Consider the following 25274-nt stretch of genomic DNA (forward strand, 5'->3'; position numbering starts at 1 on the left):
GGTCGTAATGGAAGGTTTTCTTCCGCCGAGGATCCTTTGATGCGTGCTTTTCTATTGCTGTTTCTGATTTTTCCGGTGCTGGAGCTGTTCGTCTTCGTCAAGGTCAGTGCCGCCATCGGTTTCTTCCCGGCGCTGCTGCTGATCATCGCCGGTTCCGCTTTGGGTGTGCTGGTCATGCGGGTGGCCGGGCTGGCCACCGCCCTGCGCGCCCGTGAGAGTCTGCAGCGCGGCGAACTGCCCGCCGAGGACATGTTCCAGGGCATGATGCTGGCGCTGGGCGGTGGCCTGCTGTTGCTGCCGGGCTTCATCAGCGACGTGTTGGGCCTGCTGTGCCTGTTGCCTTTCACCCGTCATCTCGCCGCACGCAAGATGCGTCAGCGCGCCGAAGCCCAGGCCATGCGCCAGCGGGCCTTCCAGGATGACCCGTTCCAGCCTCGTCCCAACGATGCCGGCCATCGCCCCAATGTGATCGAGGGTGAGTACGAGCGGCACGACAAGTAACGTTCCAGGGGCCGCATCGCCTTCGATCGCAGGTAAAGCTGCGATGGAAGGCGACGCGGCCCTCGCTTTTTTCAAGTCGATGAAAAATTTTCCGAGCCAAGCCTTGTAATTGATTTTGCCGACCACATGTATGGGTCACCGCAAGGTTTCTGGTGGCGACACCAGACATATATACGGGGCTCGTCCCGTGCGAGCCCTGACCGGCAACGCCGGACCGTATCAACCCGCCGGTATCGACACCGGCCGATGAAAACCACAATTTGGGAGAGATCGACAATGAAGCTTCGTCCTCTGCATGACCGCGTCGTCATCCGTCGCAGCGAAGAAGAATCGAAAACCGCTGGCGGTATCGTCCTGCCGGGTTCGGCCGCTGAAAAACCAAACCGCGGCGAAGTCGTCGCCGTCGGCACCGGTCGCATCCTGGACAACGGCGAAGTTCGTGCCCTGGCCGTCAAAGTGGGCGACAAAGTGGTCTTCGGCCCTTATTCGGGCAGCAACACCGTCAAAGTCGACGGCGAAGACCTGCTGGTGATGAGCGAGAACGAAATCCTCGCTGTCGTCGAAGGCTGATTCCCCTCCCGGTTTCCAGAAGCATTCTAGAATTCAAGGATTAAACGATCATGGCTGCTAAAGACGTAAAATTCGGCGATTCCGCCCGTAAAAAAATGCTGGTTGGCGTTAACGTTCTGGCTGACGCAGTAAAAGCGACCTTGGGCCCGAAAGGCCGTAACGTTGTCCTGGCCAAGAGCTTCGGCGCTCCGACCATCACCAAGGACGGCGTTTCCGTTGCCAAGGAAATCGAGCTGAAAGACGCCTTCGAGAACATGGGCGCCCAGCTGGTCAAGGAAGTCGCTTCCAAGGCCAACGACGCTGCCGGTGACGGCACCACCACCGCTACCGTTCTGGCTCAGGCCATCGTCAACGAAGGCCTCAAGGCCGTTGCCGCCGGCATGAACCCGATGGACCTCAAGCGCGGCATCGACAAGGCCACTGCTGCCATCGTCGCCGAGCTGAAGAACCTGTCCAAGCCTTGCGCCGACTCCAAGGCCATCGCCCAGGTAGGTACCATCTCCGCCAACTCCGACAGCTCCATCGGTGAAATCATCGCCGAAGCCATGGAAAAAGTCGGTAAAGAAGGCGTCATCACCGTCGAAGAAGGCTCGGGCCTGGAAAACGAACTGTCCGTCGTAGAAGGCATGCAGTTCGACCGCGGCTACCTGTCGCCTTACTTCGTCAACAAGCCGGACACCATGGTTGCCGAGCTGGAAGGCCCGCTGCTGCTGCTGGTCGACAAGAAGATCTCCAACATCCGCGAACTGCTGCCAGTGCTGGAAGCCGTTGCCAAGGCCGGCCGTCCGCTGCTGATCGTTGCTGAAGACGTCGAAGGCGAAGCCCTGGCTACCCTGGTCGTCAACAACATGCGCGGCATCGTCAAGGTCGCGGCTGTCAAGGCACCTGGCTTCGGCGACCGCCGCAAGGCCATGCTGCAGGACATCGCCACCCTGACTGGCGGCCAGGTCATCTCCGAAGAAATCGGCCTGACCCTGGAAACCACCACCCTGGAGCACCTGGGTAACGCCAAGCGCGTCATCCTGTCCAAGGAAAACACCACCATCATCGACGGCGCAGGTTCCGACGCTGACATCGAAGCACGCGTCAAGCAGATCCGTGCCCAGATCGAAGAAACCTCTTCGGACTACGACCGTGAGAAGCTGCAAGAGCGTCTGGCCAAGCTGGCTGGCGGTGTTGCCGTGATCAAGGTCGGTGCTGGCACCGAAGTCGAGATGAAAGAGAAGAAAGCCCGCGTTGAAGACGCCCTGCACGCTACCCGCGCAGCCGTCGAAGAAGGCGTGGTGCCTGGCGGTGGTGTTGCCCTGGTTCGCGCTCTGCAGGCCGTTGCCGAACTCAAAGGCGACAACGAAGACCAGAACGTCGGTATCGCTCTGCTGCGTCGCTCGGTCGAAGCACCGCTGCGCCAGATCACTGCCAACGCCGGCGACGAGCCAAGCGTTGTCGCTGACAAGGTCAAGCAAGGTTCGGGCAACTACGGCTACAACGCTGCTACCGGCGAATACGGCGACATGATCGAGATGGGTATCCTGGACCCAGCCAAGGTCACCCGTTCGGCTCTGCAAGCCGCAGCTTCGATCGGTGGTCTGATGATCACCACCGAAGCCATGGTTGCCGACCTGCCGGAAGACAAGCCAGCTGCAGGCGGCATGCCTGACATGGGCGGCATGGGTGGCATGGGCGGCATGATGTAAGCCAGCCTCACCCGCTGCATGAAAAAGCCCCGCCTAGTGCGGGGCTTTTTCTTGGGCGTGTGTTTTGCTCCGGTGGCGCAGCTTCTCACGGGTAAACCCGCTCCCACAGATCGATGTGGCAGCAGGCGACAGTTTGCGATGGGGCGCACAGTGCTCCTTCAGGCCACGCTGCGTTGAGGCACTGCCTCCAGCGCAATGCCTCGGCGATACAAGACCAGGTAATAGCAGCCCAGCCCGATCAACCAGCAGAAAACCGCCGTCCACACGTTGTGCGACAGGAAGTGTGCCCCTTGCAGCATACGGCCGATGGACAGCACGGTACCGGTCACGAACGCTACGGTGAAGGCTGCACGGGCCAGACGTGGTCTGCGATCGCGCAGCATGAAGAACAGCGCAAACAGGCTGAAACCCGTTGCCGCGTGGCCGCCTGGCCAGCAGCGGCCAGGCTTGTCGGTTTGCGGACGATGCTCCATCAATTTGCTATAGGTTTCCTTGCCGCCGAACTGGCTCAGGCTCCAGGGGCACTGGACTTCGGTCACCGCCTTGAGTGGGGTGACGAAGGAGGTGGAGAGCGCCAGCGCCAGTACCAGGCAACCCAGTTCGCGACGCCAGCCGAACAGGCGCGACCAGAAGAAGCTGGCGATGAAGGCGACAATGGACAGCAAACCCATGACGATCACGATCTGCTTGACCCGGTCATGCAGGATGTTTTCCAGAAAATAGCTATGACGGCCGATGAATGCCCCAGCCACTGGGTCGAAGGCCAGATTGGCCACGTCCATGTCCAAAGAGGTCCACTCACTCAGGAGCAGGGCCACCACGGTGGCCAGCGGAATACCCAGGTACAACCAGAGGTTGATCGGGCGGGGGCGGGTGGTTTCTTGCATGACGACTCCAGGGACGATAAATGCCGGGCATTGTCGGCCTGCGGCTATCCTGGGTTCGTGAAGGATCAGTGAAAAATACGTCAGCAACGGCCAAATGCCCTAAGGCTGGCGCGGCGCGGGCGATGGCCTTAAGCTGCGCCTGCCGCGCAGAGCGAAAGCGTCGTACAGGAGAAACCGATGCGCATTCTACTGGTTGAAGACAACCGCGATATCCTCGCCAACCTGGCCGACTACCTTGGGATGAAAGGCTATACCGTCGACTGCGCTCAGGATGGCCTGTCAGGGCTGCATCTTGCCGCGACCGAACACTACGACCTGATCGTGCTCGATATCATGCTGCCTGGGATCGACGGTTACACCCTGTGCAAACGCCTGCGCGAAGATGCCCGCCGTGATACCCCGGTGATCATGCTCACCGCCCGCGATCAGCTCGATGATCGCCTGCAGGGCTTCCGTTCCGGTGCCGACGATTATCTGCTCAAGCCTTTTGCCCTGTCGGAGCTGGCAGCGCGTATCGAGGCAGTGCTGCGACGCTCCCAGGGGGGCGGCCGACGCACGTTGCAGGTCGCTGATCTGAGCTATGACCTCGACACCCTGGAGGTCACTCGCCAGGGCCGCCTGCTCAAGCTCAACCCGGTCGGCCTCAAGCTGCTGGCCGTGCTGATGCAGAAGAGTCCGCACGTGCTGCGCCGCGAGGTGCTGGAAGAAGCCCTCTGGGGGGACGACTGTCCCGACAGCGACAGCTTGCGCAGCCATGTACACCAGTTGCGTCAGGTCATCGACAAACCCTTCGAGAAACCGTTGCTGCATACCGTCCATGGCGTCGGCTATCGCCTCGCCGAGGGCCGTGATGGAGTTTAAGCAAAGTCTTGCCCAGCGCATCATCATCGCCTTTGCGTTGATGAGCGCCCTGGTGGCCGGGGCCTTCGCTTTCGGCATCGTCGCCACGGTCCACCTGGTCGAGGAGCGTTTGATCTCCGCCGTGCTCGGTGGCGATCTGCAGCGCTTGTTGCGCATGGACAGCATCAGCGACTGGAGCCATCGGCCCCGTCCTGACCAGCTGTTCTACTTCAGTGGCGGGCGTGACGATTTCGAACTGCCCAAGGACTTGCGGCACCTGACGCCGGGCTTCCACGAGGTGTTCCGCGACCAGCTTTCCTATCACGCGATGGTCGAGATCGTCGATGGCCGGCGCTACGTGCTGCTGCAGGACCAGAGCGATTTCGAAGAGCGCGAGCGGGTGCTGTTCGCGGTCGTGGTGGTGGGCTTCGTGCTCAGCCTGGTATTGGCGGTGACCCTGGGCTGGCTGTTGGCAAGGCGAGTGATGGCCCCGGTGATCCGCCTGGCCCGGCAGGTCCGCCACCGGGACCAGTTGCTGGGCCTGGCACCCCCGCTGGCCCCGGACTATGCCGCGGACGAGGTCGGGCAGTTGGCCGTGGCCTTCGACGATACGCTCGGCCGCTTGCGCGATGCACTGACCCGCGAGCGGTTGTTCACCAGCGATGTCAGCCATGAGCTGCGCACGCCGCTGATGGTGCTCGCCACCTCCTGCGAACTGCTGATGGAGAATCCCAACCTGGACAGCCGTTCACGCAGCCAGGTGGAGCGCATCGCGCGGGCGACCGAGGAGATGCGTGAGCTGGTCAAGACCTTCCTGATGCTGGCCCGTGCCCAGCGCGATGAAGGCGCTGTCGCTTCGCAGGCGACCTTGAGCGAAGTGGCCGACGACCTGGTAGGGGTTTGGCGCGATACCATCGAACAGAAGGGCCTGACCCTTTATTACGACGGCCGGGTCAGTGCGAGCCCGGTGTTGTACAACGCGACGTTCCTGCAATCGGTGATGGGCAATCTCCTGCGCAATGCCGCCCACTACACCGACAGTGGCTACATTCGTCTGAGCCTGGAACCGAACGGTTTCAGCGTCGAGGACAGCGGTGTGGGCATCCCTGAGGAGCAGCGCGAAGCGATGTTCCGCCCCTTCGTGCGCGGTGACGAACGCCGTGGCGAGGGCCTGGGTCTGGGCTTGTCGCTGGTGCAGCGGATCTGCGACGACCAGGGCTGGCGCGTCACCCTGACGGCGACGTTGCCTCATGGCTGTCGCTTCCAGGTGGACCTGAGCAGGGGCAAGGCGATTACAGCGGACAGCGAGGCCGGCGACCAAGCCCCACTGTTGGGGTGATACCTGAAATATGCTGTTGCAGGCATGACGGATTTTTCACATGGGCATAACCTGATTCCAACGCTTCGCTCCGTAGAGTGGGTGGAATTGAATCAGGAGATGCCCAATGCGGAGCCCGATCAAACTCCCATTTTCCGAGAAGTATGACCGTCAGCATGCCCAGGAGTACTTCCTCAAGCATCAAGATGGTCTGGCACGCCGCCTTTCCCATTACCGTGACGAACAACTGGCCCGCCGCGCCCTGGCGCTTGCAGGGGAGCCTGGCCTGGTACTCGACCTGCCGTGTGGTGCAGGGCGTTTCTGGCCGCTATTGGCGGAAAAGCCCAATCGGGTGATCATCGGCGCCGACAATTCCGCCGACATGATCGAGACCGCCTGTACTTCCCAGCCGCCAGAGGTGGTTGCCCGGGTGCGCCCCTTGCAGACTTCCGCATTCGCTATCGATTTGCCGGACAACGCGGTGGACAGCATTTTCTGCATGCGCCTGTTCCACCACATCGGCGATGCCGCCCACCGCAAGACGATCCTCTCGGAGTTTCATCGGGTCAGCCGCGACAGCGTGATCCTGTCGCTGTGGGTCGATGGCAACTTCAAGGCCTGGCGACGCAAGAAGCTCGAGCATCGGCGCAGTGCGAAGGCCGCGCAGGGCAGTTATCAAAATCGCTTTGTGTTGCCGGTCGATACCATCGAAAATGAGTTTGTTACAGCCGGTTTCAGAATTCAGGACCGTCTGGATTTCCTGCCGTTGTATGCGATGTGGCGGGTATACGTATTACGCAAGGGGTAGGTGTTCATGGCAGTGGCCGGCAATGCGATGTCCGATTTCGAGTACTACTGGCAGCAACAGGGTGAATGGGTGGAGGAGCCCAACCAGCGGCGCGGTGGGGAGAGTGGTGTGCAGCGTCTGAGCGACGCGAAGGGCAAGGTCCTGTATGCCAAGCGTCAGGTCGGTCACATCTATCGCAGCCTGCGCCATCCGTTCGGCCGCCCGACGGTACTGCGTGAGCTGGATGCCCTGAACAGTTTCGAGCAGCTTGGCGTGCGTGTGCCGCGGTTGGTGTTCGCTGGCGCCGAGCGCGGCGCCGATCACCAATGGCGAGCCCTGCTGGTGAGCGAGGCGCTCGACGGGTTCGTCGACCTGGACACCTGGCATGCCGAAGGCGCCCGCGAGCGTTACCCGCAAGTGCTGCACGAACGCATGCTCAAGGAGCTGGCCGACAATCTGGCGCGCATGCACTTGGGCCATTGGCAGCACGGCTGCCTGTATGGCAAGCATGTGTTCGTCAAGGTCATCGGCGAGGGCGAGAAGGCCCGGGCCGAAGTCGCGCTGCTGGACCTGGAAAAGTGCCGCCGGCGCATCAGTTGCCAGCGCGCAGCCGCCAAGGACCTGCGCCAATTGCGGCGCCATTCGTCACTCAACGATGCACAGTGGCAGAGCCTGCTCTATTTTTACCAGATGGCGTTTGGCAGCGCTGTCAAAGGGTTAGAGCAATGAAACTAGAAATCGCTCGAGCTTTGTTCCTGGTCGCGGCACTGGCAGTGACCACCGCTGCTGTGGCGGCGTGGGAAGAGCCTAGACCGGCGGTGTTCAGCAAGGCCGAAATCGGTGGCCTGTGCGCGGTGCCCCGCGAAGTGAAGCAGCAGAATACGGCCCAGCCGGATCATGACCTGTTGCTGTTCCTGTTCGGTATGCGCCAAGGGCTGCGACCGTTCGGTTGATCGAGCGCGTGATGGTGAAGCGCCAGGGGCCCAATGAAGGGCCCCTGGCGTTTTTTATTGCCCGCCAATTTTGTTTGTGTCGACCGCATCGCGGGTAAAACCCGTTCCCAAAGGGATCAGGGCGGACCTGGTGGGACCGGGGGTACCCGTGAAGACGTCGCCACGGTCCGGTGCGCCAACAGCGTGTAGATGCTGGGCAACACGAACAGGGTGAACAATGTGCCGATCGACATGCCGGTGGCGATGACCATGCCGATGTCGAAGCGGCTGACCGCACCGGCCCCGGTCGCCAGGATCAACGGCACCATGCCGAATACCATAGCTGCGGTGGTCATCAGCACCGGCCGCAGGCGTATGGCTGCGGCGACTTCTATGGCCTCGCGGGCATCCACGCCCATCCGCTCGCGCAACTGGTTGGCGAACTCGACGATCAGAATGCCGTGCTTGCTGATCAGGCCGATCAGCGTCACCAGCCCCACCTGGGTGTAGATGTTCATGCTCGAAACGCCGAGGAACAGCGGCAACAGGGCGCCGCAGATGGAGAGCGGCACCGTGACCAGAATCACCAGCGGATCCCTGAAACTTTCGAACTGCGCCGCCAGCACCAGGAAGATGATCGCCAGCGCCAGACCAAAGGTGACCCACAAGGCGCTGCCTTCCTGGACGAACTGCCGTGCGGTGCCAGCGTAATCGAACGAGAACCCTTCCGGCGCCTCCTCTTTGGCGATCGCCTGCACGGTCTGCAGCGCCTCGCCGACACTGACCAGTGGAAAGCCCTGGATGATCGCCGAGTTCAGTTGCTGGAACTGGTTGAGCTGGCGGGGCCTTGCGCGGTCGCTGACGGTGATCAGGGTCGACAAGGGCAGTAACTGGTCCTGATCGTTCTTCACGTAGTAATTGTTCAGCCAGCCGGCGTTGTCCCGGTAGGGCCGTTCGACCTGGGCGATGACTTTGTAGCTACGCCCCTCAAGGGTGAAACGGTTGATTTCGCCCTCGCCCAGCAACGTTGCTAGGGTGCCGCCCAGATCATCCATGGACACGCCCATCTGCGCTGCCTTGTCCCGGTCGATGTCCACCACCACCTCGGGCTTGTCGAAGGCCAGGTCGATGTCGAGGAAGGCGAACTTGCCTGATGCCTGGGCGCGGGCCTTGATCCGTTCGGCCACCTCCAGCAGGGCAGGGTAGTCGCCTGCGGTATTGATCACGAACTGGAACGGCAGGCCTTCGCCTGTGCCCGGGAGCGACGGCAGGTTGAAGCCGAAGATCTGCAGTCCGCCGATTTCTTCCAGTTTGGCTTGCACCAGCGGCAACAACTCCATCTGGGTGCGCTCGCGTTCGTTCCAGGGCTTGAGCAGAAAGCCCCCGATACCGCTCTGCACCCCATTGAAGCCGTTGATCTGGAACGATGAGTAGTACTCGGGGAAGGTCTTGAACACCGGTGTGAACTGATCGGTGTAGGCGTTGAGGTAGTCCAGGTTGGCCGTTTGCGGGGCATTGCTCATCATGAAGATCACCCCCTGGTCCTCGTCCGGCGCCAGTTCGTTGTGGGTGAACATCAAGAGCACCGGGATCAGGCACAACACGATCACGGCGAACACCAGCACCACCGGCCGGCTGTTCAGGGTGCCGTGCAGCAGGCGTTGGTAGCGGACCTTGAGGCCGTCGAACAGCACGTCTAGGCGATGGGCAAGACCGCTGGGGTTCTGTTCGTGGCGCAGCAGCAGGGCGCACATCATCGGCGACAGGGTCAGGGCGACGATGCCGGAGATGACCACCGCCCCGGCCAACGTCAGGGCGAACTCCTTGAACAGCGCGCCGGTCAGGCCTGTGAGAAAGCCGATGGGGGCATAGACCGCCGCCAGGGTGATGGTCATCGACACCACCGGCATGGCGATCTCCCGAGCGCCTTCCAGGGCGGCCTCGAAGGGCGTCTTGCCTTCTTCCATGTGCCGGTGGATGTTCTCCACCACGACAATGGCGTCATCCACCACCAGGCCGATGGCCAGCACCATGGCCAGCAAGGTCAAAAGGTTCAGCGAGTAACCCATCATCTGCATGAAGAACAATACGCCGATCATCGACAGCGGAATGGTCACCACCGGGATGAGCACCGAGCGCAGGGCACCCAGGAACAGGAACACCACGACAATGACGATCAGCACGGCCTCGCCGAGGGTCTTGATCACCTCATCGATGGAAGCCTGGATGAACAAGGTCGCGTCGTAGGCGATGGAGACCTTGAGATTCGACGGCAACTGCGCTTCCAGCGTCGGCATGATCCGCCGGACTTCCTTGATCACCTCCAGCGGGTTGGCGGCGGGGGTGGCCTTGATGCCGATGTACACCGAAGGCGTGCCGTCGAAGGAGCTGACCGTGTCGTAGTTCTCCGCGCCCATTTCCACCCGCGCTACATCGCCCAGCAGCACACGCCTGTCGCCGATGGTCTTGACCGGCAGCTTGGCAAAGGCCTCGGCGGATTTGAGCTCGGTGGTGGCATTGATGCTGGTGACCACGTACTCGCCTTTGACTTCGCCGGCAGCGGAGAGAAAGTTGTAGCGGCGGACCGCGTTGGTCACGTCGGTGGCCGCCAGGCCAAAGCCTGCCAGCTTCACAGGGTCCAGCCAGATGCGCATGGCGAACACCTGATTGCCGAGGATTTCCGCCTCGGCCATGCCAGGCAGTGTGGCCAGCTTGGGCTGGATCACACGCGAAAGGTAATCGGTGATCTGTGGGTTGCTCATCTGCTGGCTGTAGAAGCTGATGTACATCAGGGCCGAGGCGTCGGCGGCCTCTTTGCTCAGCACCGGGTCTTCGGAGTCCTGGGGCAGCTTGTTACGTACCTCGTTGGCCTTGGCCAGCAGTTGCGTGAACAGGCGGTCAGTGTCAGCGCCGATGCGTGCATAGACCGAGATCACCGAGAAGTTCTGGCGGCTCACCGAGGTCATGTAGTCGATGCCGTCGGCGCTGGCCAGGCTCTGTTGCAAAGGTTGGGTGATATAGCCCTGAATGGTCTCGGCATTGGCCCCGGGATAGGCGGTGGTCACCGTTATCAGGGCGTTTTCCATCTGCGGGTACTGGCGGATCTGCAGCTTGCTCCAGGCCTGGAAGCCCAGCAGCAGGATCAACAGGCTGACCACGCTGGCCAGGACCGGGCGGCGGATGAACGGGTCGGTGAACGCCATGCCAGCCTCCTGATCAGTTGGCGCCGGAGGCGCGCTGGCCGTCCAGCTGGAGGGCTTCGTCGTGGCTGATGCGGATGGCCGTGCCAGGCGTGAGCTTCAGCTGGCCGGCGGTCACCACCTGTTCACCCGCCTTGAGGCCTTCGCCCACCACCACTAGACCATCACGACGTTCTCCGGTCTTGACCGTGCGCTGTTCGGCGACCATTTGCGGCTGGCCGTCGGCGGCCTTTTCCACCTGTCCGTTCTTGTCTTTCTTCTGAGCGACCACGTACACCGAGTTGCCATAGAGCGTGTAGGTAATGGCGCTTTCCGGTACCACCACTTGAGGACGCGGGTCGGGCAACAGCACCAGCAAACTGGCGAACATGCCAGGCAGCAGCTTGCCGTCGGGGTTGGCCAGGGTGGCGCGCAGCAATAGGTTGCGGGTGCTTTCCTCGACCTTGGGGTTGATGGCGCTCAGGCTGGCAGGGAAAGTCTGGCCCGGGTAGGCCGCCACTTGCACCAGCACCTGCTGGCCGAGGCTCAGTTGGGGCAGGGTTTGCTCGGGCACGTTGAAGTCGACATACAGGCTGGAGAGATCCTGCAGGGTGGCGATCACTGTGCCGCTGGCGAGGTAGTCGCCCACGTCCACCTGGCGAATACCGATGGTGCCGCTGAAGGGCGCGCTGATGCTTTTCTTGGCCAGGGAGGCCTTGAGCTGGTCGACGACGGCCTGGTTGCGTCGGTACTGGGCGGTGAGGCGGTCGAACTCGCCGCGGGAAATCGCCGAATCGCCAACCAACTGGCTGCCCCGGCCGAAGTCCACCTTGGCCAGGCCCAGGTCTGCCTGGGCTGTGCCGAGCAGTGCGGTCTCCTGGTCGTGGTCCAGTTGCAACAGAAGCTGGCCGGCCTTGACCTTCTGGCCCGACTCGAAATGCAGCGATTTGACTGTGCCGGCCACTTCCAGGCTCAACTCGACGCCCTGGAACGCCTTGAGACTGCCGATCGCAGGCAGACGCTCCTGCCACTGGCGCTCTTCGGCCACTGCCGCAGCGACGCTGACCGGCGGTTTCGGTGCGGAGAACATCTGGATCTGCTTGTAGATCGAGAACGCCTTGATGCCACCTAAGGTCAATACGATCAGCAGGACCACGGCCAACATGATCAGCATGCGGCGGCGCAGCATAGTCCGGTTCCTTGGATAGTTGTTGTTCGTCTGGCACGACAACGGGCGATCCTGCCCACGTGCGGATGGGAGAAGTATTGCCTGTTTTTCAGGGATGGGGGAAGGCGGGGATGGACAGGTGGTCGCCGATGGGCGAACACGCAGGTTTGCAGCCCTTTCGCGGGGTGGCCGCGAAAGGGCCGTGCGGTCCCCTAGGCCAGGTGCAGGTGGTTGTCCCAGAACCCGGACGGCAGGTTCAGCGGCTGGGCGACCAGCTCTGCTTTGCGGCAGTCATAGAACCGGCAGCGCCCTTGGCCTGAGGTGACCACGAAACCGTCCTTCACCGCGCCCACGCCCGCACAGTCGGGCATCGGCGCGTCGAGCTTGACCGCACCGCTGTCCAGGTCCCAGATGAACAAGCGGTTGGCCCGTGGTGCGGTCAACGCCACCAGGCGCAGGTCGCTGTGGATGGCGACGCTGGCGGTGTACTGGGCCATCGACTGCAACTGTCGCTCGGGCACCGGGAAGGCCTTGAACGGTTCGCCTGGACGCTTGATCGCGAGCAATTCGGCGGTCTCGTGGGCATCGCCCATGAACTGCTGGCAGGCGGCGATGGTGCCGTCGCTGCCGACGGCCAGATGGCGCACGCTGTTCATCTGCTGGGCGAGGGTTTCCTTGCTCAGCAGGGTACCGTCGCGCCGCATCAGCACCAGGCTGGGCTCCATGGCGTCGAGGTTCATTTCCACCCGGCTTTCGGCCTCGGTGCGGATACCGCCGTTGGCCACCACCAGGGTTTCGCCGTCCGGCAGCCAGGATACCTGGTGCGGGCCGATGCCGTGGGTAGGGATCTCACCGCTGTGGACCAGGCGATCACCTTCGAAGCGGTAGATGCCCAGCACGCCACGCCCCGGATCGGTGGTGTCGTTCTCGGTGGCGTACAGCCACTCACCGCTTTTATGAATCACCGCGTGGCCGTAGAAGTGCCGGTCCGGTTGCGAGGTGACGGTCTGCAGCAGGCGCCCGTCGCGCAGGTCGATCAGGTAGCTTTCGGTGCCTGGTCGACGTGCCACGAACAGGGCGATCGGCCGCTCGGGGTGGTTGATGATGTCATGGCAACGCTGGGCCACCTGGGTGGCGAACACCTGGGTGCCGTCCAGACGGTAACCGACGGCATAGTGCCTGCCGTCGCCATCGTCGCGCGCCGAGAGCAGCAGGGGTTCGCTGGCGCTGTTGCGAAACAGGCTCCAGCCGCCCAGGGTGAGGGCGCTGAGCACGACGCTACCGAGTTTGAGGGCCTGGCGTCGCAGCATGATCAGTCACCGTCGTTGGCATTGAAGCCCAGCTGGATGTTGAGTGCCTTGGCCAGGTCACCTTCGTGCAGGCGGTGGACGGCGTTGAGGCTGTCGTAGATCTGGTCGAGGGTCTGTTTGCCAGCGTCGTCGGCCAACAGTTCGCCCAACGGCTTGTCGTTGGCTTCCAGCAGCTTGAGCGAGGTGGCGTAGGCGTCGTCGATCTTCTGCGCCAGGGCAGCCTGGTCCTTGCCCAGCAAGGCGCGCAGGCCCTGGTTGTCGACGCCGACCCAAACCGCCTGGGCGGCCTTGAGGCTGGCTTCCAGGCTCTTGAGCGAGGACTGGCTGCGCCAGGCTTCGGCCTGCAGCGGCTGGGCGATGCCCTTGCTCTGGCGGCCCATCGGAGCGCCAAGCTTCTTCTTCAGGGTGTCCAGGGCGGTGACCTGGGCACGCAGCAGGTCGGCGATCGCCTCGTGGGAATCGGCGTAGCGCTGGTTGGGGAACTTGGTCATCTGCGAGAGCATGCCATCGGTGCTGTTCCAGCCTTTGAGGATCTCCTCGGCCAGGGCCTTTTGGTGCTCGCCGATGGCGACCAGCAATGGGCAATAGCGGGCCTTCTGCTCAGGCGTGGCGACGTCCGGCTTGCTGTCGAACAGGATGTATTCGTAGGCGGACAGGCCGCGCACCACGACGCTGGACTTGCCCAGTGTCTCGGCGTCGATCGGCTTGTCGCCGGCGACCAGTTGCTCGACCTGACGGCCGACCAGGTTTTTCTTGTCGGGCCAGAACTGCACTTGCCAGGCGCGGTTACCTTCGGCCAGCGGGCCGACCAGCAGCGGTTGCAGCTCGGCCCAGGCCTTTTGGGCGTTGAGGAAATCGGCGCGCGCGGTCTCGAGCGACTCCTTGCCTTCGCAATAAGCCAGGGCGCTGGCGGCCAGCTGGCGGTCGGCTTCGACCCAACGGCTGTAGGTCGGCAGGATCACCTGCTTGGCGATGGCGGCGGAGGTCACAGCCTGCGGGTCCTGGGGCGAGCAGGCACCGAGGGCGAGTGCGGCGAGGCTGGTGAACAACAGTTTGGGTCGGAACATTGCCCGGCTCCTTGCGCGTTAAAGTGAGTTCAAAAAGGCCAGCAGCGCAGCGCGTTGCTCGGCATTGAAGGTCAGTACATGGTTGCGCGCCGCTTCGGCTTCGCCGCCGTGCCAGAGCACGGCCTCCAGCAGATTGCGGGCGCGGCCGTCATGCAGGAACTGGGTGTGGCCGCTGACCGTTTCGGTCAGGCCGATACCCCACAGTGGAGGGGTACGCCAATCCTGCCCGGAGGCTTTGAATTCGCTGCGATTGTCGGCCAGGCCTGGGCCCATGTCGTGCAGCAGCAGATCGCTGTACGGCCGGATCACCTGGTTGGCCAGTTCGGGTTCGTGGGTGTCGGGGCCGGTGGTGAACTGCGGGGTATGACAGCCTTGGCAGCCGGCCTGGAAGAACAGGTTCTTGCCGGCCAATACCTGGGGCGCGCCGACGTCGCGGCGCGCCGGCACGCCTAGATTACGGGTGTAGAAGGTGACCAGGCGCAGGATATTGTCGCTGACTTCTTTCTCGCCGCCTGTGCCGTCGCCGTTGGGGGCGGCCAGGCAATCGACCTGGGCAGGCGTGCAGTCATCGACCGGCTGCAAGGTGCTGGTCAGGCCCATGTCGCCGGCAAAGGCATGGACGTTCTGCTGGTTCACGTTGGGCTGCCCGGCTTTCCAGCCGAAGCGGCCGAGCACGGTCTTGTTCGTCGTCTGGTCCCAGACCTGGTTGGGGCGTCCACGGATGCCATCGCCGTTGCGATCGTCCGGATCGGCATTGGCAAGGATTGCGGCCTCCGGGATCGCCTCCAGCAGGCCCAGGCCGATCATCGGCGGGGCCACACGGGCGGAGAAACGGGTATCGGGGTGCATCGGTCCGTAGCCGAGCTGGGTGATCTGCAGCGCCGGACGACGCAGCTCCACCACATGGCCGTCCTCGAAGGTGACGGTCTCGCTGGTGTAATCCACCCGCACCTTGCCCTCCGGTGCCACGCCGGGGACGGCCATGTCTTGCAGTTGCGTGCCATACACCGGCTCCGGCACCACGCCCAGGCGTTCGATTTCCTTGGCGTATTGCGCCTGATCGGGAATCGACAGGCGCACCAGCATCGAGACCGCGTTGCTGGCGTTGGGCTCAGGTGGATGGCCACGCCCATCGCGCACATGGCAGTTCTGGCAAGCGTTGGTATTGAACAGCGGGCCTAAGCCATCACGGGCGGTGGTGGTGGAGGGGGCGATCACCCAGGGGTTGCGAAAGAAACTGTTGCCGACACTGAAGTCCAGGCGCCGCTCTGGCGAGAGATTGGCCGAGGGCAGGGAAAAGGCGTTGCGGTCGCTGCGCTGCACGGTGGCCTTGCCGGCGGAAAGGGCTTCGCCGGGCTCGGCCTGGGTGAAACGCGGGGCGTCATCACAGGCGGCCAGGGCGGCGACCAGCAGCAAGGGAGAGAGTCGGAGCAGCGACGCGGGCATCGAGGATCCTGGGTGAGTGCTAAAAAACCGGCGTGCAAGCTTAGCAGGGTGACGGAATTTGAATAAGAGCAATTTGCAATTGCCTTGATGAAATCGATGTCAGGTTGTCGTTGGCTCGCGTCTGCGGCAGTAGATTTTCCGGCCATGAAAAAGGCGGCCCGAAGGCCGCCCCTGTCGAACCACTGGATCCGGATCAGAATTCGTGATCGGCGGTGTCCGGGTTCAGGTTGGCGATGCCCAGCTTGCCGGCGGCTTGCTCGATCGAGCCGGTCTGCTTGACCAGGGATGCGATGGCGTCACGCACGATCTGGTTGCCAGCAGCGTTGTCAGCCGCGATCAGCTGGTCGTAGTGTTCGCCTTTGAGGGCGTGGTCGACCATGACCTGGATCTTCGCCTCGGTGGCTTCCAAGTCCGCCTTGAGGGTGGCGTCGGTGGCCGGATCGACCTTGGCGACCAACTCCGACAAGCTCGGGCCGGTCAGCTTGGAGCCGTCGGCGCGGGTGTACTCGCCCAGGTAGACGTTGCGGATACCCTTGGCGTCGTAGAAGTGCGAGTAGTGGGTGTTGTCGCTGAAGCAGTCCTGCTCGTCTTCTGGCGAGTTGGCCTCCAGGGAGACCTTCATGCGCTCACCGGCCAGTTCGCCCAGCGACAGGCTGCCCATACCGAACAGCATTTTGCGCAGACCATCGGCCACAGGCTCGGCCTCCAGCTTGGCGCGGTAGTTGTCGCTGACGTTCGGCGCCCAGTTGGCGACCATTTCTTCCAGATCCTGGACCAGCAGTTGGGTCACGGCCTTCAGGTAGGCGCGACGGCGCTCGTTGTGACCGCCAGTGGCGCCTTGGCCTTCCAGGTAGTCCGAAGCCGGGCGGTTGCCGGCGCCTGGGCCGGTGCCGTTGAGGTCCTGGCCCCACAGCAGGAATTCGATGGCGTGATAGCCGGTGGCGACGTTGGCCTCGGAACCGCCCAGCTCGTTCAGGCTGGCCAGTTTCTCAGGGGTGATGTCCTTGACGTCGACCTTTTCTTCGCCGACCTGGACTTCGGTGTTGGCAATGATGTTGGCGCTGGCCGCCGGGTTGCCCAGGGCGTGCTCGTAGCTCTTGTCGACGTAATCGATCAGGCCTTCGTCCAGAGGCCATGCGTTCACCTGGCCTTCCCAGTCGTCGATGATGGTGTTGCCGAAGCGGAACACTTCGCTCTGCAGGTACGGCACACGAGCCGCTGCCCAGGCTTGCTTGGCAGCCATCAGGGTCTGGTCGTTGGGCTTGGCCAGGAAGGCGTCGATGGCGGTCTGCAGGGTCTTGGCGGTGCTCAGCGAGTCGCTGTAGACGGCGTGGACCATTTCGGCATAGTGCTTGACCACGGCCTTGCCGGCCGCTTCGTCGACAGCCCCGGGCGCTGCGGTGGCGCTTGCGGCAGCCGGTGCCTGGGCTTGCGGCGCGGCAGCCCTGTCATCCTTGCTCTCACCGCAACCGGCGAGGGCGATGGCGATGGCCAGCAGACTGGCGGAGGCCAGAGGCATTCGAATCATTGTAGGTATCCTGCGTCGTGAGGTTAGACAGTGTGGCCTGCGAAACCGCAACATAATGCGAAAGATTTGCATTTTGTGTAAAGGGGCAGGTGCGCAATTCATGCGCAAGGGTCGCTTTCGCGATCGAGCGGTCGCTGGGGTCAGAACGCGGTGACTTGGTTGCGCTGCGCGTGCTTGAGGAAGGCCGTCAGTTCGCGAGCCGACAGCGGCTTGCTGTAGTGGTAGCCCTGACCCTCATGGCAGCCCTGGGCGATGATGTAGGCTTCCTGCTCGGCGGTTTCCACGCCTTCGGCGATCACCTGCATGCCCAGGCTCTTGCCCAGCTGGATGACAGCCCGGACGATGGTGGCGTCGTCATCGTCATCCAGCAGGTCCTGGACGAAGCTCTTGTCGATCTTGATCTTGTCCAGCGGCAACGACTTCAGGTAGCTGAGCGAGGAGTAACCGGTCCCGAAGTCATCGATGGCGATCAGCGCCCCGGAGCGGCGCAGGCTCAGCAAGTGCTGGGCGGCGGTGCTGATGTCCTCCATCAGGCCGGTCTCGGTCACCTCCAGCTCCAGGCTGCGCGGGGGCAGGCGGTAGATCTGCAACAGGTTGTTCACCACCCGGGGCAGCTCGCTGTGGTGCAGCTGCACGGTGGACAGGTTGACGGCCATGCGCAGGTCGCTGAAGCCCAGGTCGTGCCATTCACGCAACTGTCGGCAGGCCTGGTCGAGCACCCACTCGCCGATGCCGATGATGCTGCCGTTCTGTTCGGCCAGAGGGATGAACTGGTCGGGCGGAACCATGCCCAGCTCCGGGTGCTGCCAGCGCAACAGGGCTTCGACGCCGACCACACGGTGATCGCGGTAGCTGATCTGGGGTTGGTACACCAGGTACAACTGGTTGCGCGGCAGGGCTTCGCGCAGGTCTTTTTCCAGCTCGCGGCGCCGACGCATCTCGCTGTCGACGCTGGCGATATAGAACTGGTAGCGGTTACGGGAGCGGGCCTTGGCCAAGGTCATGGTCTGCTCGGCTTTTTGCAGCAGTTTCTCGGTGCTGTCGCCATCTTCGGGGAACAAGGTGATGCCGATGGTAGCACGCAGCCGGATGTTCTGGTGATCCAGGGGGAAGGGCATTTCCAAGTCGTCGAGGATGCTCTGGGCGAGCTCGGCGGCCTCGTAGGGTTGTTCGATGTCGGCCTGGACCAGGGCGAACTGGTCCCCACCGAGCCGCGCCAGGGCGCCGAGGCGGCCGCTGTGGGCACGCAGGCGGTCGGCCAAGGCCAGCAACAATTGATCGCCGACTTGATAGCTGAATTGCTCATTGATGCCCTTGAAATCGTCCAGGCCCACGCACAACACCGCGACCCGGCGCTGCAGGCGGCCACCATCGACGAGGATCTTGTCCAACTGCTGCTGGAATTGCTGGCGGTTTGGCAGCCCGGTGAGGAAGTCGTACTGGGCCATGCGTTGTAGGCTGTTCTCGGCTTCGTGGCGCAGGTGGGTGTTGCGTTCGATGGAGGCCAGCAACTGGTTGGCGGTGTTGACCCACAGCCCCAGCTCGTTCTTTTCATGGCCCTTGAGCAGCGGGATCTCATGCTGGCTGGGGCGGTCGGGATTGATCTGGGTGAGGTGCTCGATGAGCTTGGACAATGGCTTGGTCAGCAGCCAGTGATAGACCAGATACAGCACCAGGCCCATGGCGAGCGCGCGCAGCACCCCGGAAATGAAGATGATCACTGCATTGATCAGAAAGCCTTCGCCATAGGTGGCCGTGTCCAGGGTGATGCTCAGGTCGCCGTAATACTCGCTGTACGGCCCACGGCCGACCAGTTGGGTGGTGAAGGTCCTTTGCTGACCGAGGATCAGGTCGGTCAGCCAGCGTGCGGGCGTGTCCTGAAGCGGACGGGATTTTTCCGCGAGCATGGTTTCGTTGGGGTGGCCGATGGAGGCCGCGCGCACTGAAGCGTCCTGGAACAGGCCTTCCATGACCTGCATGCCCATCTCCCGGTCAAGGCTGTAGACCGCTTGGGTAGACGGGTCGCGGAACATGTCGAGGATGCGTTGGGCATCGTTGTTGACGGACTGGCGGGTCTTGTAGGCGTCATAGACGATCTGCGCGCAGCTGAGGACAACGCCGACAGCCAGCGCCGAGAGCAGCACGACCCTGAGCAACTTGACCGACAAGCTGTCCCGAAATTCCAGCTTCAATGGGGTTTCCTTAATCCATGCGCATGCCATTATTTTGCCATTACCCTTGGCAATACACTATCGACCGATTGTCGCGACAGGTGACGGCCGTCGTTCATCCTCTCATGGGCAATATATCGGTTGTGGGGACTGGCGACTTGAGTGCGCTGTATCAACTTTCCAGAAGATTCATGTTAGCGCGCTATCGGGTGTGGGCAAGCGCTGGCGAAGCGTGTGCGTGTGCGAGGGCCTCATTGGCGAAACCTGCACAAAAAAAATCCGACGCATGAGCGTCGGATTTCTTGGATCGAAGGTTACCCCAGGCATCAGGCCTTGAAGGTTTTGCCTTCGAACTGCTCGGCCACGAAGGCCCAGTTGACCAGGTTCCAGAACGCCTCGACGTACTTAGGACGCAGGTTGCGGTAGTCGATGTAGTAGGCGTGTTCCCAGACGTCGCAGGTCAGCAGCGGGGTGTCGCCGCTGGTCAGCGGGTTGCCGGCGCCGATGGTGCTGGCCAGGGCCAGGGAACCGTCGGCCTTCTTCACCAGCCAGCCCCAGCCGGAACCGAAGGTGCCGACGGAAGTCTTGGTGAACTCTTCCTTGAACTTGTCGAAGGAACCGAAAGCCTTGGTGATGGCATCGGCCAGGGCGCCGGTTGGCTGGCCGCCGCCGTTTGGCGACAGGCAGTTCCAGTAGAAGGTGTGGTTCCAGACTTGAGCGGCGTTGTTGAAGATGCCACCCGAGGAGGTCTTGACGATGTCTTCCAGGGACTTGCCCTCGAATTCGGTGCCTGGGACCAGGTTGTTCAGGTTCACGACATAGGTGTTGTGGTGCTTGTCGTGGTGATACTCCAGGGTTTCCTTGGAGATGTGCGGCTGCAGGGCATCGTGGGCGTACGGCAGCGGCGGCAATTCAAAAGCCATGGTGGATCTCCTGATTCAGGTCTGTTCGCGGTTTGCGCAAGGCCGATCACGGGCGGCCCGAGGTGCGTCAGCGCGTTTGACACGCTTTGCGACGCAAGGGCTGGATCATAGCACCGGCCCTTGCGCATAACCACGCAACAAACATAGGGAATAGTGGGCGCTGCGAGCTTCACGCAAGCGTCAAGCTTCAAGCTTCAAGCTGGAAGAGGGCGCCGTGTCTGCCTTTGGCTTGCAGCTTGCAGCTTAGAACTCACCCTTCAAGAAAAGATCAATTGCGCGGCGACGGCGAACATCATCACAGCCACCATCAGGTCCAGCAGGCGCCAGGTGGCTGGACGGGCGAGCCATGGCGCAAGCCAGGCCGCGCCCAGCGCAAGGGTCGAGAACCACACCAGCGAGGCACTGGCGGCGCCGGCCACATAGGCCCCAGGTACGGTCTGTTGGGCGCCCAGCGAGCCGATCAGCAGCACGGTGTCGAGGTAGACATGAGGGTTGAGCAGGGTCACTGCCAGGGCGCTGAGCAACACCGCGCGACGCGAGCGCATGCCTTGGCCTTGCTGGTGTTGCAGGCTCTGCTTGGAGCACGCGCTACGCAGTGCCTTGGCCCCGTACCAAATGAGGAACACCGCACCGCCCCAGCGTGCGACCGCCAGCAAGGTCGGGTTGTGAGCCAGGACCGTGGCCAGGCCGAACACCCCGGCGGCCACCAGGATGGCATCGCAGATGATGCACAGCGCGGCCACCGGCAAGTGATGCTCGCGGCGCAGGCTCTGGGCCAGGACGAAGGCGTTCTGTGCGCCGATGGCCATGATCAGGCCGAATGCCACCAGCATGCCGTTCAGATAGCTTTGCCACATAACAGGAACACTCCACTGACGCCGAACAAGCGCCGGCGTTGATTACCCAAGAAGATGCTGGCCATTGTGAGGAAATGCCCTGTATAAGAAAAACAAATAAAGCTGATCTGGCATTAGAGAAATAGATGTTCGACTACAAGCTGCTTGCCGCCCTCGCTGCCGTCATCGAACAAGGCGGTTTCGAACGTGCTGCTCAAGTTCTGGGCCTGTCGCAATCGGCCATTTCCCATCGCATCAAGCTGCTCGAGGCGCGGGTCGGCCAGCCGGTGCTGGTGCGGGCCACGCCACCGAGCCCCACCGAGGTGGGGCGACAGTTGCTCAACCATGTGCAGCAGGTGCGTCTGCTTGAGCGTGACCTGCAGCGCCAGGTCCCGGCGCTGGACGAGGAAGGCCTGCCCGAGCGCCTGCGTATCGCCCTCAACGCCGACAGCCTGGCGACCTGGTGGGCGGGTGCGGTGGGGGATTTCTGCGCGGGGCAGCAGGTGTTGCTCGATCTGGTAGTCGAAGACCAGGAGGTCGGCCTCAAGCGCATGCGTGCCGGCGAAGTGGCGGCGTGCCTGTGTGGCAGCGAGCGGCCGGTGGCCGGCGCGCGCAGCGTGTTGCTGGGGGCCATGCGTTACCGGGCATTGGCCAGCCCCGCGTTCATGGCCCGGCACTTTGCCCAGGGGTTCGAGGCCCGGCGCCTGGCGCGGATCCCGGCAGTGGTGTACGGCCCGGATGATTTCCTGCAACACCGCTACCTGGCTTCGTTGGGCATCGAGGGCAGTTTCCTGTATCACCTGTGCCCTTCGTCCGAAGGGTTTCTGCGCATGACCGAGGCCGGTGTGGGGTGGGGGTTGGTGCCGGAATTGCAGGCCCGCGAACAACTGGCCAGCGGCCAATTGGTGGAAATCTGCACCGATACCCCCATCGACGTGCCGTTGTACTGGCATCATTGGCGCAATGGCGGGCAGTTGCTCGCTCAGCTGACCGAGCACCTGCGCCATACGGCGTCGAGCTGGCTGGTGCCCTTGTAGGCGCGGACGGCGTCAGCTGCATCTGTAATTTGGCAAGGCGGAGTGTTACATGCGAATTCTGGTCACCGGTGCGAGCGGCTTCATCGGCGGGCGCTTTGCGCGCTTTGCCTTGGAGCAGGGCCTGGAGGTGCGGGTCAATGGCCGGCGCGCCGAGGGCGTTGAGCATCTGGTCAAGCGCGGCGCCCAGTTCATTTCTGGCGACCTAGGCGATGCCGAGCTGGCCCGGCGGCTCTGTCAGGGTGTCGACGCGGTGGTCCATTGCGCTGGCGCCACCGGCCACTGGGGTCGCTATCAGGATTTTCACCAGGGTAACGTGGTGGTCACCGAGAACGTGGTGGAAGGCTGCTTGAAGGAGCACGTGCGGCGCCTGGTGTACCTGTCGTCGCCGTCGCTGTACTTCAATGGCTCCTCGCGTCTTGATATCCGCGAGGAGCCATTACCTCGGCGATTTCATGACCTTCAGGCGTCGACCAAGCGCCTGGCCGAACAGAAGGTCTTCGGCGCCCAGGAGTTCGGCCTGGAAGTGCTGGCCCTGCGACCGCAACGGGTCACCGGCGCGGGCGATGCCGGTTTCTTCCCAAGGCTCATGCAGCTGCAGCGCAAGCGCCGCCTGGCCATCATCGGCAATGGCCTTAACAAGGCCGATTTCACCAGTGTGCACAACCTTAACGAAGCCCTGCTCAGCGCTCTGTTCGCCGATGAGCAGGCGCTTGGCCAGGCCTACAACATCAGCAACGGCCAACCGTTGCCGCTGTGGGATGTGATCAATTACGTGATGCGCCAGATGCAGCTGCCCCAGGTTACCCGCTACCGTGGCTATGGCCTGGCCTACAGCCTGGGCGCGTTGAACGAGGCCGCCTGCCTGCTGTGGCCAGGCCGTCCACAACCGACCCTGTCGCGCCTCGGGGCGCAGATGATGAGCAGGGATTTCACTTTGGATATCAGCCGCGCGCGGCAACATCTGGACTACCGGCCCAAGGTCAGCCTGTGGACCGCGCTGGATGAATTCTGCGCCTGGTGGAAGAACGTGCCCGGCCAACAATGAACCCCGGCCGAGGATAATGGTCATCAGTGCGCCGCTCTGGCGGTTTATACTCATGCCTCTTTGCTATTACTGTGGTTGAAAGCCTCCATGCGTAACGACCCCCTCGACGATTTCGACGATGTGCCGACCCTGCGTGCCGGTACTCCGGATGATGATGAACTGCTCCCGGCGCACGTGGCACGGAGCCGGCGCAAGGCCGCGCGTCCGGCCAGCACGGGCCCGCTGTGGGCGCTGCTGGGGGCCTCGGTCATCGCCCTGGCGGGCCTGGGATGGTGGAGCTTCCAACAGATCTCGCTGATGGAGCAGCAGTTGGTAGCGACCCAGGAGAGCTTCGCCCGGATCAGCGAAGAAGCCGCGGGGCGACTTCAGGCGATCAGCGGCAAAGTCGAGGCCAGCGAGTCCAGTGTCAACACCGGTAGCGAGGCCTTGAAGCTGCAGATCCGCCAGTTGAAGGCGAGCTTGGCCGAGCAGAGCAAGCAGCAGCAGGGTGTGGCGGGCCAGGCGGGGGATCTGGGCAAGCGTCTGGAGCAGGTCTTGGCCGATACCCGTGCACAGCAAAAAGCGGTGACAGAATTGCAGAGCCAGTTGCAGGCGCAGCTCAAGGCGGTCAATGGTGAGTTGGCCGCGCTCAAGTCCGGCCAGCTCGATGGCGGCAAGCTCGACGGCCAGATCAAGAGCCTGAGCAGCGAAGTGGCGAGCCTGAAGAAACAGGGTAATCCCAGTGCGGCGATCGAGAGCCTGGAGCAGGATGTGCTGGTGCTCAAGAGTCAGATCGACAACCGCCCGGCACCTAGCGCTGGTGGGGCTTCGGTGCAGGAGTTCGATGCCTTCCGCAGCCAGGTGACCCGCAACCTCAATACCTTGCAGAGCCAGATCCAGAACCTGCAACAGCAGATCAACGCCCGGCCTTGAATCTACTGAGCTGTGTTCGCGGGTGAACCCGCTCCCACAAGGCTTGTAGGAGCGGATTTACGATCACATCCGCGGATAGTCGATGTAGCCCACCGGCCCTTTGGCGTAGAAGGTCTCCGGGCGCGGCTCGTTCAGCGGCGCATCGGCGGCCAGACGGGCGGGCAGGTCGGGGTTGGCGATGAATGGGATGCCAAAGGCCACCGCGTCGGCTTTGCCGCTGGCCAGCGCCGCGTTGGCACTGGCTTTGTCGAAGCGCTCATTGACGATGTACGGGCCACCGAAGGCTTCCTTGATCAGCGGGCCGATGCTGTCGTCGGCTTCTTTCTCCCGCGAGCAGATGAATGCGATGCCGCGCTTGCCCAGCTCCCGAGCGACATAGCTGAAGGTCTCGGCACGGTCGGCATCGCCCATGTCATGGGCGTCGGCCCGTGGTGCCAAGTGCACGCCTACACGATTGGCGCCCCACACCTCGATCGCCGCGTCGGTCACCTCCAGCAGCAGACGAGCACGGTTTTCCAGGGAGCCGCCGTAACGGTCGGTGCGCTGGTTGGTGCTGCTTTGCAGGAATTGATCGAGCAGGTAGCCGTTGGCCCCGTGGATCTCTACGCCATCGAAGCCGGCCGCCTTGGCATTTTCGGCACCGGTGCGGTAGGCCTCGACGATGTCGGCGATTTCTTCGGTCTCAAGGGCTCGTGGCGTCGGGTACTCGGTGATCGGACGGATCAAGCTGACGTGGCCCTTGGGCTGGATCGCGCTCGGGGCCACCGGCAGTTCGCCGTTGAGGTACTGGGTGTGGGAGATGCGCCCGACGTGCCACAGCTGCAGGAAGATGCGCCCACCAGCCCCGTGCACGGCCTTGGTGACGTTGGTCCAGCCGCGCACCTGTTCGTCCGACCAGATGCCGGGAGTGTCAGGGTAGCCAACGCCCATGGGGGTCACCGAGGTGGCCTCGCTGAGGATCAGTCCGGCGCTGGCGCGTTGCACGTAGTACTCGGCCATCAATGCGTTGGGCACTCGACCTTCGTCGGCGCGGCAACGGGTCAATGGGGCCATGATGATGCGGTTGGGCAGTTGCAGGTCGCCCAGTGTGATCGGATCGAAGAGCGTGGTCATTGGCGTAGCC

Annotated in this window: 22 protein-coding genes; 11 read left to right on the top strand and 11 right to left on the bottom strand. The window is 62.9% G+C overall.

Annotated features, from left to right (window positions below):
- The first annotated feature begins 39 nt into the window (after nucleotides 1-39).
- The 3 genes from BLS27_RS11870 to groL all read left to right on the top strand — a co-directional run bounded on the left by BLS27_RS11870 (nucleotide 40) and on the right by groL (nucleotide 2765).
- Nucleotides 40-501, top strand: coding sequence for an FxsA family protein (locus BLS27_RS11870; RefSeq protein WP_043213533.1), 462 nt, complete (start codon nucleotides 40-42; stop codon nucleotides 499-501).
- Nucleotides 502-777: 276 nt separating this feature from the next.
- Nucleotides 778-1071 carry a co-chaperone GroES gene (locus BLS27_RS11875; protein WP_009395550.1) on the top strand — a complete coding sequence of 98 codons (294 nt, stop codon included), beginning with the start codon at nucleotides 778-780 and terminating at the stop codon, nucleotides 1069-1071.
- Between the two features lie 50 nt (nucleotides 1072-1121).
- A complete protein-coding gene (gene groL, locus BLS27_RS11880) occupies nucleotides 1122-2765 on the top strand; it encodes a chaperonin GroEL (RefSeq protein ID WP_043213539.1) in 1644 nt (547 codons plus the stop codon).
- Between the two features lie 158 nt (nucleotides 2766-2923).
- Here the strand turns inward: groL and BLS27_RS11885 are convergent, their stop codons facing one another.
- Nucleotides 2924-3652, bottom strand: a complete 729-nt coding sequence (locus BLS27_RS11885; protein ID WP_043213542.1) for a phosphatase PAP2 family protein — start codon at nucleotides 3650-3652, stop codon at nucleotides 2924-2926.
- Nucleotides 3653-3829: 177 nt separating this feature from the next.
- Between BLS27_RS11885 and colR the strand changes: the two genes are divergently transcribed.
- The 5 genes from colR to BLS27_RS11910 all read left to right on the top strand — a co-directional run bounded on the left by colR (nucleotide 3830) and on the right by BLS27_RS11910 (nucleotide 7550).
- A complete protein-coding gene (gene colR, locus BLS27_RS11890) occupies nucleotides 3830-4513 on the top strand; it encodes a two-component system response regulator ColR (protein ID WP_043213544.1) in 684 nt (227 codons plus the stop codon).
- On the top strand, nucleotides 4503-5831 hold the full coding sequence (locus BLS27_RS11895; RefSeq protein ID WP_043213545.1) for a sensor histidine kinase: 1329 nt from the start codon (nucleotides 4503-4505) through the stop codon (nucleotides 5829-5831). Before colR ends, BLS27_RS11895 begins: the two co-directional genes overlap by 11 nt.
- Before the next feature lie 106 nt (nucleotides 5832-5937).
- Entirely contained in the window at nucleotides 5938-6618 is a 681-nt protein-coding gene (locus BLS27_RS11900; RefSeq protein ID WP_043213548.1) for a class I SAM-dependent methyltransferase, read from the top strand.
- A gap of 6 nt (nucleotides 6619-6624) precedes the next feature.
- Nucleotides 6625-7326 (top strand): lipopolysaccharide kinase InaA family protein, encoded by a 702-nt coding sequence (locus BLS27_RS11905; protein WP_043213550.1) that lies wholly within the window; start codon nucleotides 6625-6627, stop codon nucleotides 7324-7326.
- Complete coding sequence (locus BLS27_RS11910) at nucleotides 7323-7550, top strand: hypothetical protein (protein ID WP_070576137.1); 228 nt, start codon at nucleotides 7323-7325, stop codon at nucleotides 7548-7550. The genes BLS27_RS11905 and BLS27_RS11910 overlap by 4 nt, the downstream gene beginning before the upstream one ends.
- A gap of 116 nt (nucleotides 7551-7666) precedes the next feature.
- Here BLS27_RS11910 and BLS27_RS11915 read toward each other — a convergent pair whose 3' ends face one another.
- The 9 genes from BLS27_RS11915 to BLS27_RS11955 form a co-directional block, all read right to left on the bottom strand.
- Nucleotides 7667-10732, bottom strand: a complete 3066-nt coding sequence (locus BLS27_RS11915) for a multidrug efflux RND transporter permease subunit (RefSeq protein ID WP_090344911.1) — start codon at nucleotides 10730-10732, stop codon at nucleotides 7667-7669.
- Nucleotides 10733-10745: 13 nt separating this feature from the next.
- A complete protein-coding gene (locus tag BLS27_RS11920) occupies nucleotides 10746-11897 on the bottom strand; it encodes an efflux RND transporter periplasmic adaptor subunit (protein ID WP_090344913.1) in 1152 nt (383 codons plus the stop codon).
- A gap of 191 nt (nucleotides 11898-12088) precedes the next feature.
- Entirely contained in the window at nucleotides 12089-13186 is a 1098-nt protein-coding gene (locus BLS27_RS11925; protein ID WP_043213559.1) for a DUF1513 domain-containing protein, read from the bottom strand.
- A gap of 2 nt (nucleotides 13187-13188) precedes the next feature.
- On the bottom strand, nucleotides 13189-14253 hold the full coding sequence (locus tag BLS27_RS11930; protein WP_090344915.1) for an imelysin family protein: 1065 nt from the start codon (nucleotides 14251-14253) through the stop codon (nucleotides 13189-13191).
- A gap of 18 nt (nucleotides 14254-14271) precedes the next feature.
- Nucleotides 14272-15699 (bottom strand): di-heme oxidoreductase family protein, encoded by a 1428-nt coding sequence (locus BLS27_RS11935; protein WP_090344917.1) that lies wholly within the window; start codon nucleotides 15697-15699, stop codon nucleotides 14272-14274.
- A 193-nt stretch (nucleotides 15700-15892) separates the two neighbouring features.
- Nucleotides 15893-17227 (bottom strand): imelysin family protein, encoded by a 1335-nt coding sequence (locus tag BLS27_RS11940; RefSeq protein WP_090344920.1) that lies wholly within the window; start codon nucleotides 17225-17227, stop codon nucleotides 15893-15895.
- Nucleotides 17228-17367: 140 nt separating this feature from the next.
- Nucleotides 17368-19419, bottom strand: coding sequence for a putative bifunctional diguanylate cyclase/phosphodiesterase (locus BLS27_RS11945; protein WP_090344922.1), 2052 nt, complete (start codon nucleotides 19417-19419; stop codon nucleotides 17368-17370).
- Nucleotides 19420-19724: 305 nt separating this feature from the next.
- Entirely contained in the window at nucleotides 19725-20321 is a 597-nt protein-coding gene (locus BLS27_RS11950; RefSeq protein ID WP_043213571.1) for a superoxide dismutase, read from the bottom strand.
- A 257-nt stretch (nucleotides 20322-20578) separates the two neighbouring features.
- Nucleotides 20579-21178, bottom strand: coding sequence for a LysE/ArgO family amino acid transporter (locus BLS27_RS11955; RefSeq protein WP_043213572.1), 600 nt, complete (start codon nucleotides 21176-21178; stop codon nucleotides 20579-20581).
- 125 nt (nucleotides 21179-21303) lie between these two features.
- Here BLS27_RS11955 and BLS27_RS11960 point away from each other — a divergent pair, with 125 nt between their 5' ends.
- The 3 genes from BLS27_RS11960 (at nucleotide 21304) to BLS27_RS11970 (ending at nucleotide 24151) form a co-directional block, all read left to right on the top strand.
- Nucleotides 21304-22194: a LysR family transcriptional regulator ArgP gene (locus tag BLS27_RS11960; RefSeq protein WP_090344924.1), complete on the top strand. Its 891-nt coding sequence runs from the start codon at nucleotides 21304-21306 to the stop codon at nucleotides 22192-22194.
- Nucleotides 22195-22243: 49 nt separating this feature from the next.
- On the top strand, nucleotides 22244-23239 hold the full coding sequence (locus BLS27_RS11965) for an NAD-dependent epimerase/dehydratase family protein (protein ID WP_090344926.1): 996 nt from the start codon (nucleotides 22244-22246) through the stop codon (nucleotides 23237-23239).
- An 87-nt stretch (nucleotides 23240-23326) separates the two neighbouring features.
- Entirely contained in the window at nucleotides 23327-24151 is an 825-nt protein-coding gene (locus tag BLS27_RS11970; RefSeq protein WP_043213579.1) for an ATPase, read from the top strand.
- 63 nt (nucleotides 24152-24214) lie between these two features.
- On the opposite strand, the gene BLS27_RS11975 is transcribed toward BLS27_RS11970, so the two are convergent.
- Nucleotides 24215-25264, bottom strand: coding sequence for an alkene reductase (locus tag BLS27_RS11975; protein WP_090344928.1), 1050 nt, complete (start codon nucleotides 25262-25264; stop codon nucleotides 24215-24217).
- Nucleotides 25265-25274: the final 10 nt, after the last annotated feature.

This window comes from Pseudomonas guariconensis (genome assembly GCF_900102675.1).
GTDB classification, from domain to species: domain Bacteria; phylum Pseudomonadota; class Gammaproteobacteria; order Pseudomonadales; family Pseudomonadaceae; genus Aquipseudomonas; species Aquipseudomonas guariconensis.

Coding starts and splice junctions, on each gene's coding strand:
- BLS27_RS11900 (WP_043213548.1), top strand. CDS start 5,938: ATGCGGAGCCCGATCAAACTCCCATTTTCCGAGAAGTATGACCGTCAG.
- BLS27_RS11930 (WP_090344915.1), bottom strand. CDS start 14,253: ATGTTCCGACCCAAACTGTTGTTCACCAGCCTCGCCGCACTCGCCCTC.
- BLS27_RS11920 (WP_090344913.1), bottom strand. CDS start 11,897: ATGCTGCGCCGCCGCATGCTGATCATGTTGGCCGTGGTCCTGCTGATC.
- BLS27_RS11935 (WP_090344917.1), bottom strand. CDS start 15,699: ATGCCCGCGTCGCTGCTCCGACTCTCTCCCTTGCTGCTGGTCGCCGCC.
- BLS27_RS11960 (WP_090344924.1), top strand. CDS start 21,304: ATGTTCGACTACAAGCTGCTTGCCGCCCTCGCTGCCGTCATCGAACAA.
- BLS27_RS11905 (WP_043213550.1), top strand. CDS start 6,625: ATGGCAGTGGCCGGCAATGCGATGTCCGATTTCGAGTACTACTGGCAG.
- BLS27_RS11970 (WP_043213579.1), top strand. CDS start 23,327: ATGCGTAACGACCCCCTCGACGATTTCGACGATGTGCCGACCCTGCGT.
- BLS27_RS11875 (WP_009395550.1), top strand. CDS start 778: ATGAAGCTTCGTCCTCTGCATGACCGCGTCGTCATCCGTCGCAGCGAA.
- BLS27_RS11895 (WP_043213545.1), top strand. CDS start 4,503: ATGGAGTTTAAGCAAAGTCTTGCCCAGCGCATCATCATCGCCTTTGCG.
- BLS27_RS11965 (WP_090344926.1), top strand. CDS start 22,244: ATGCGAATTCTGGTCACCGGTGCGAGCGGCTTCATCGGCGGGCGCTTT.
- groL (WP_043213539.1), top strand. CDS start 1,122: ATGGCTGCTAAAGACGTAAAATTCGGCGATTCCGCCCGTAAAAAAATG.
- BLS27_RS11915 (WP_090344911.1), bottom strand. CDS start 10,732: ATGGCGTTCACCGACCCGTTCATCCGCCGCCCGGTCCTGGCCAGCGTG.
- BLS27_RS11870 (WP_043213533.1), top strand. CDS start 40: ATGCGTGCTTTTCTATTGCTGTTTCTGATTTTTCCGGTGCTGGAGCTG.
- BLS27_RS11940 (WP_090344920.1), bottom strand. CDS start 17,227: ATGATTCGAATGCCTCTGGCCTCCGCCAGTCTGCTGGCCATCGCCATC.
- BLS27_RS11910 (WP_070576137.1), top strand. CDS start 7,323: ATGAAACTAGAAATCGCTCGAGCTTTGTTCCTGGTCGCGGCACTGGCA.
- BLS27_RS11975 (WP_090344928.1), bottom strand. CDS start 25,264: ATGACCACGCTCTTCGATCCGATCACACTGGGCGACCTGCAACTGCCC.
- BLS27_RS11885 (WP_043213542.1), bottom strand. CDS start 3,652: ATGCAAGAAACCACCCGCCCCCGCCCGATCAACCTCTGGTTGTACCTG.
- BLS27_RS11925 (WP_043213559.1), bottom strand. CDS start 13,186: ATGCTGCGACGCCAGGCCCTCAAACTCGGTAGCGTCGTGCTCAGCGCC.
- colR (WP_043213544.1), top strand. CDS start 3,830: ATGCGCATTCTACTGGTTGAAGACAACCGCGATATCCTCGCCAACCTG.
- BLS27_RS11955 (WP_043213572.1), bottom strand. CDS start 21,178: ATGTGGCAAAGCTATCTGAACGGCATGCTGGTGGCATTCGGCCTGATC.
- BLS27_RS11950 (WP_043213571.1), bottom strand. CDS start 20,321: ATGGCTTTTGAATTGCCGCCGCTGCCGTACGCCCACGATGCCCTGCAG.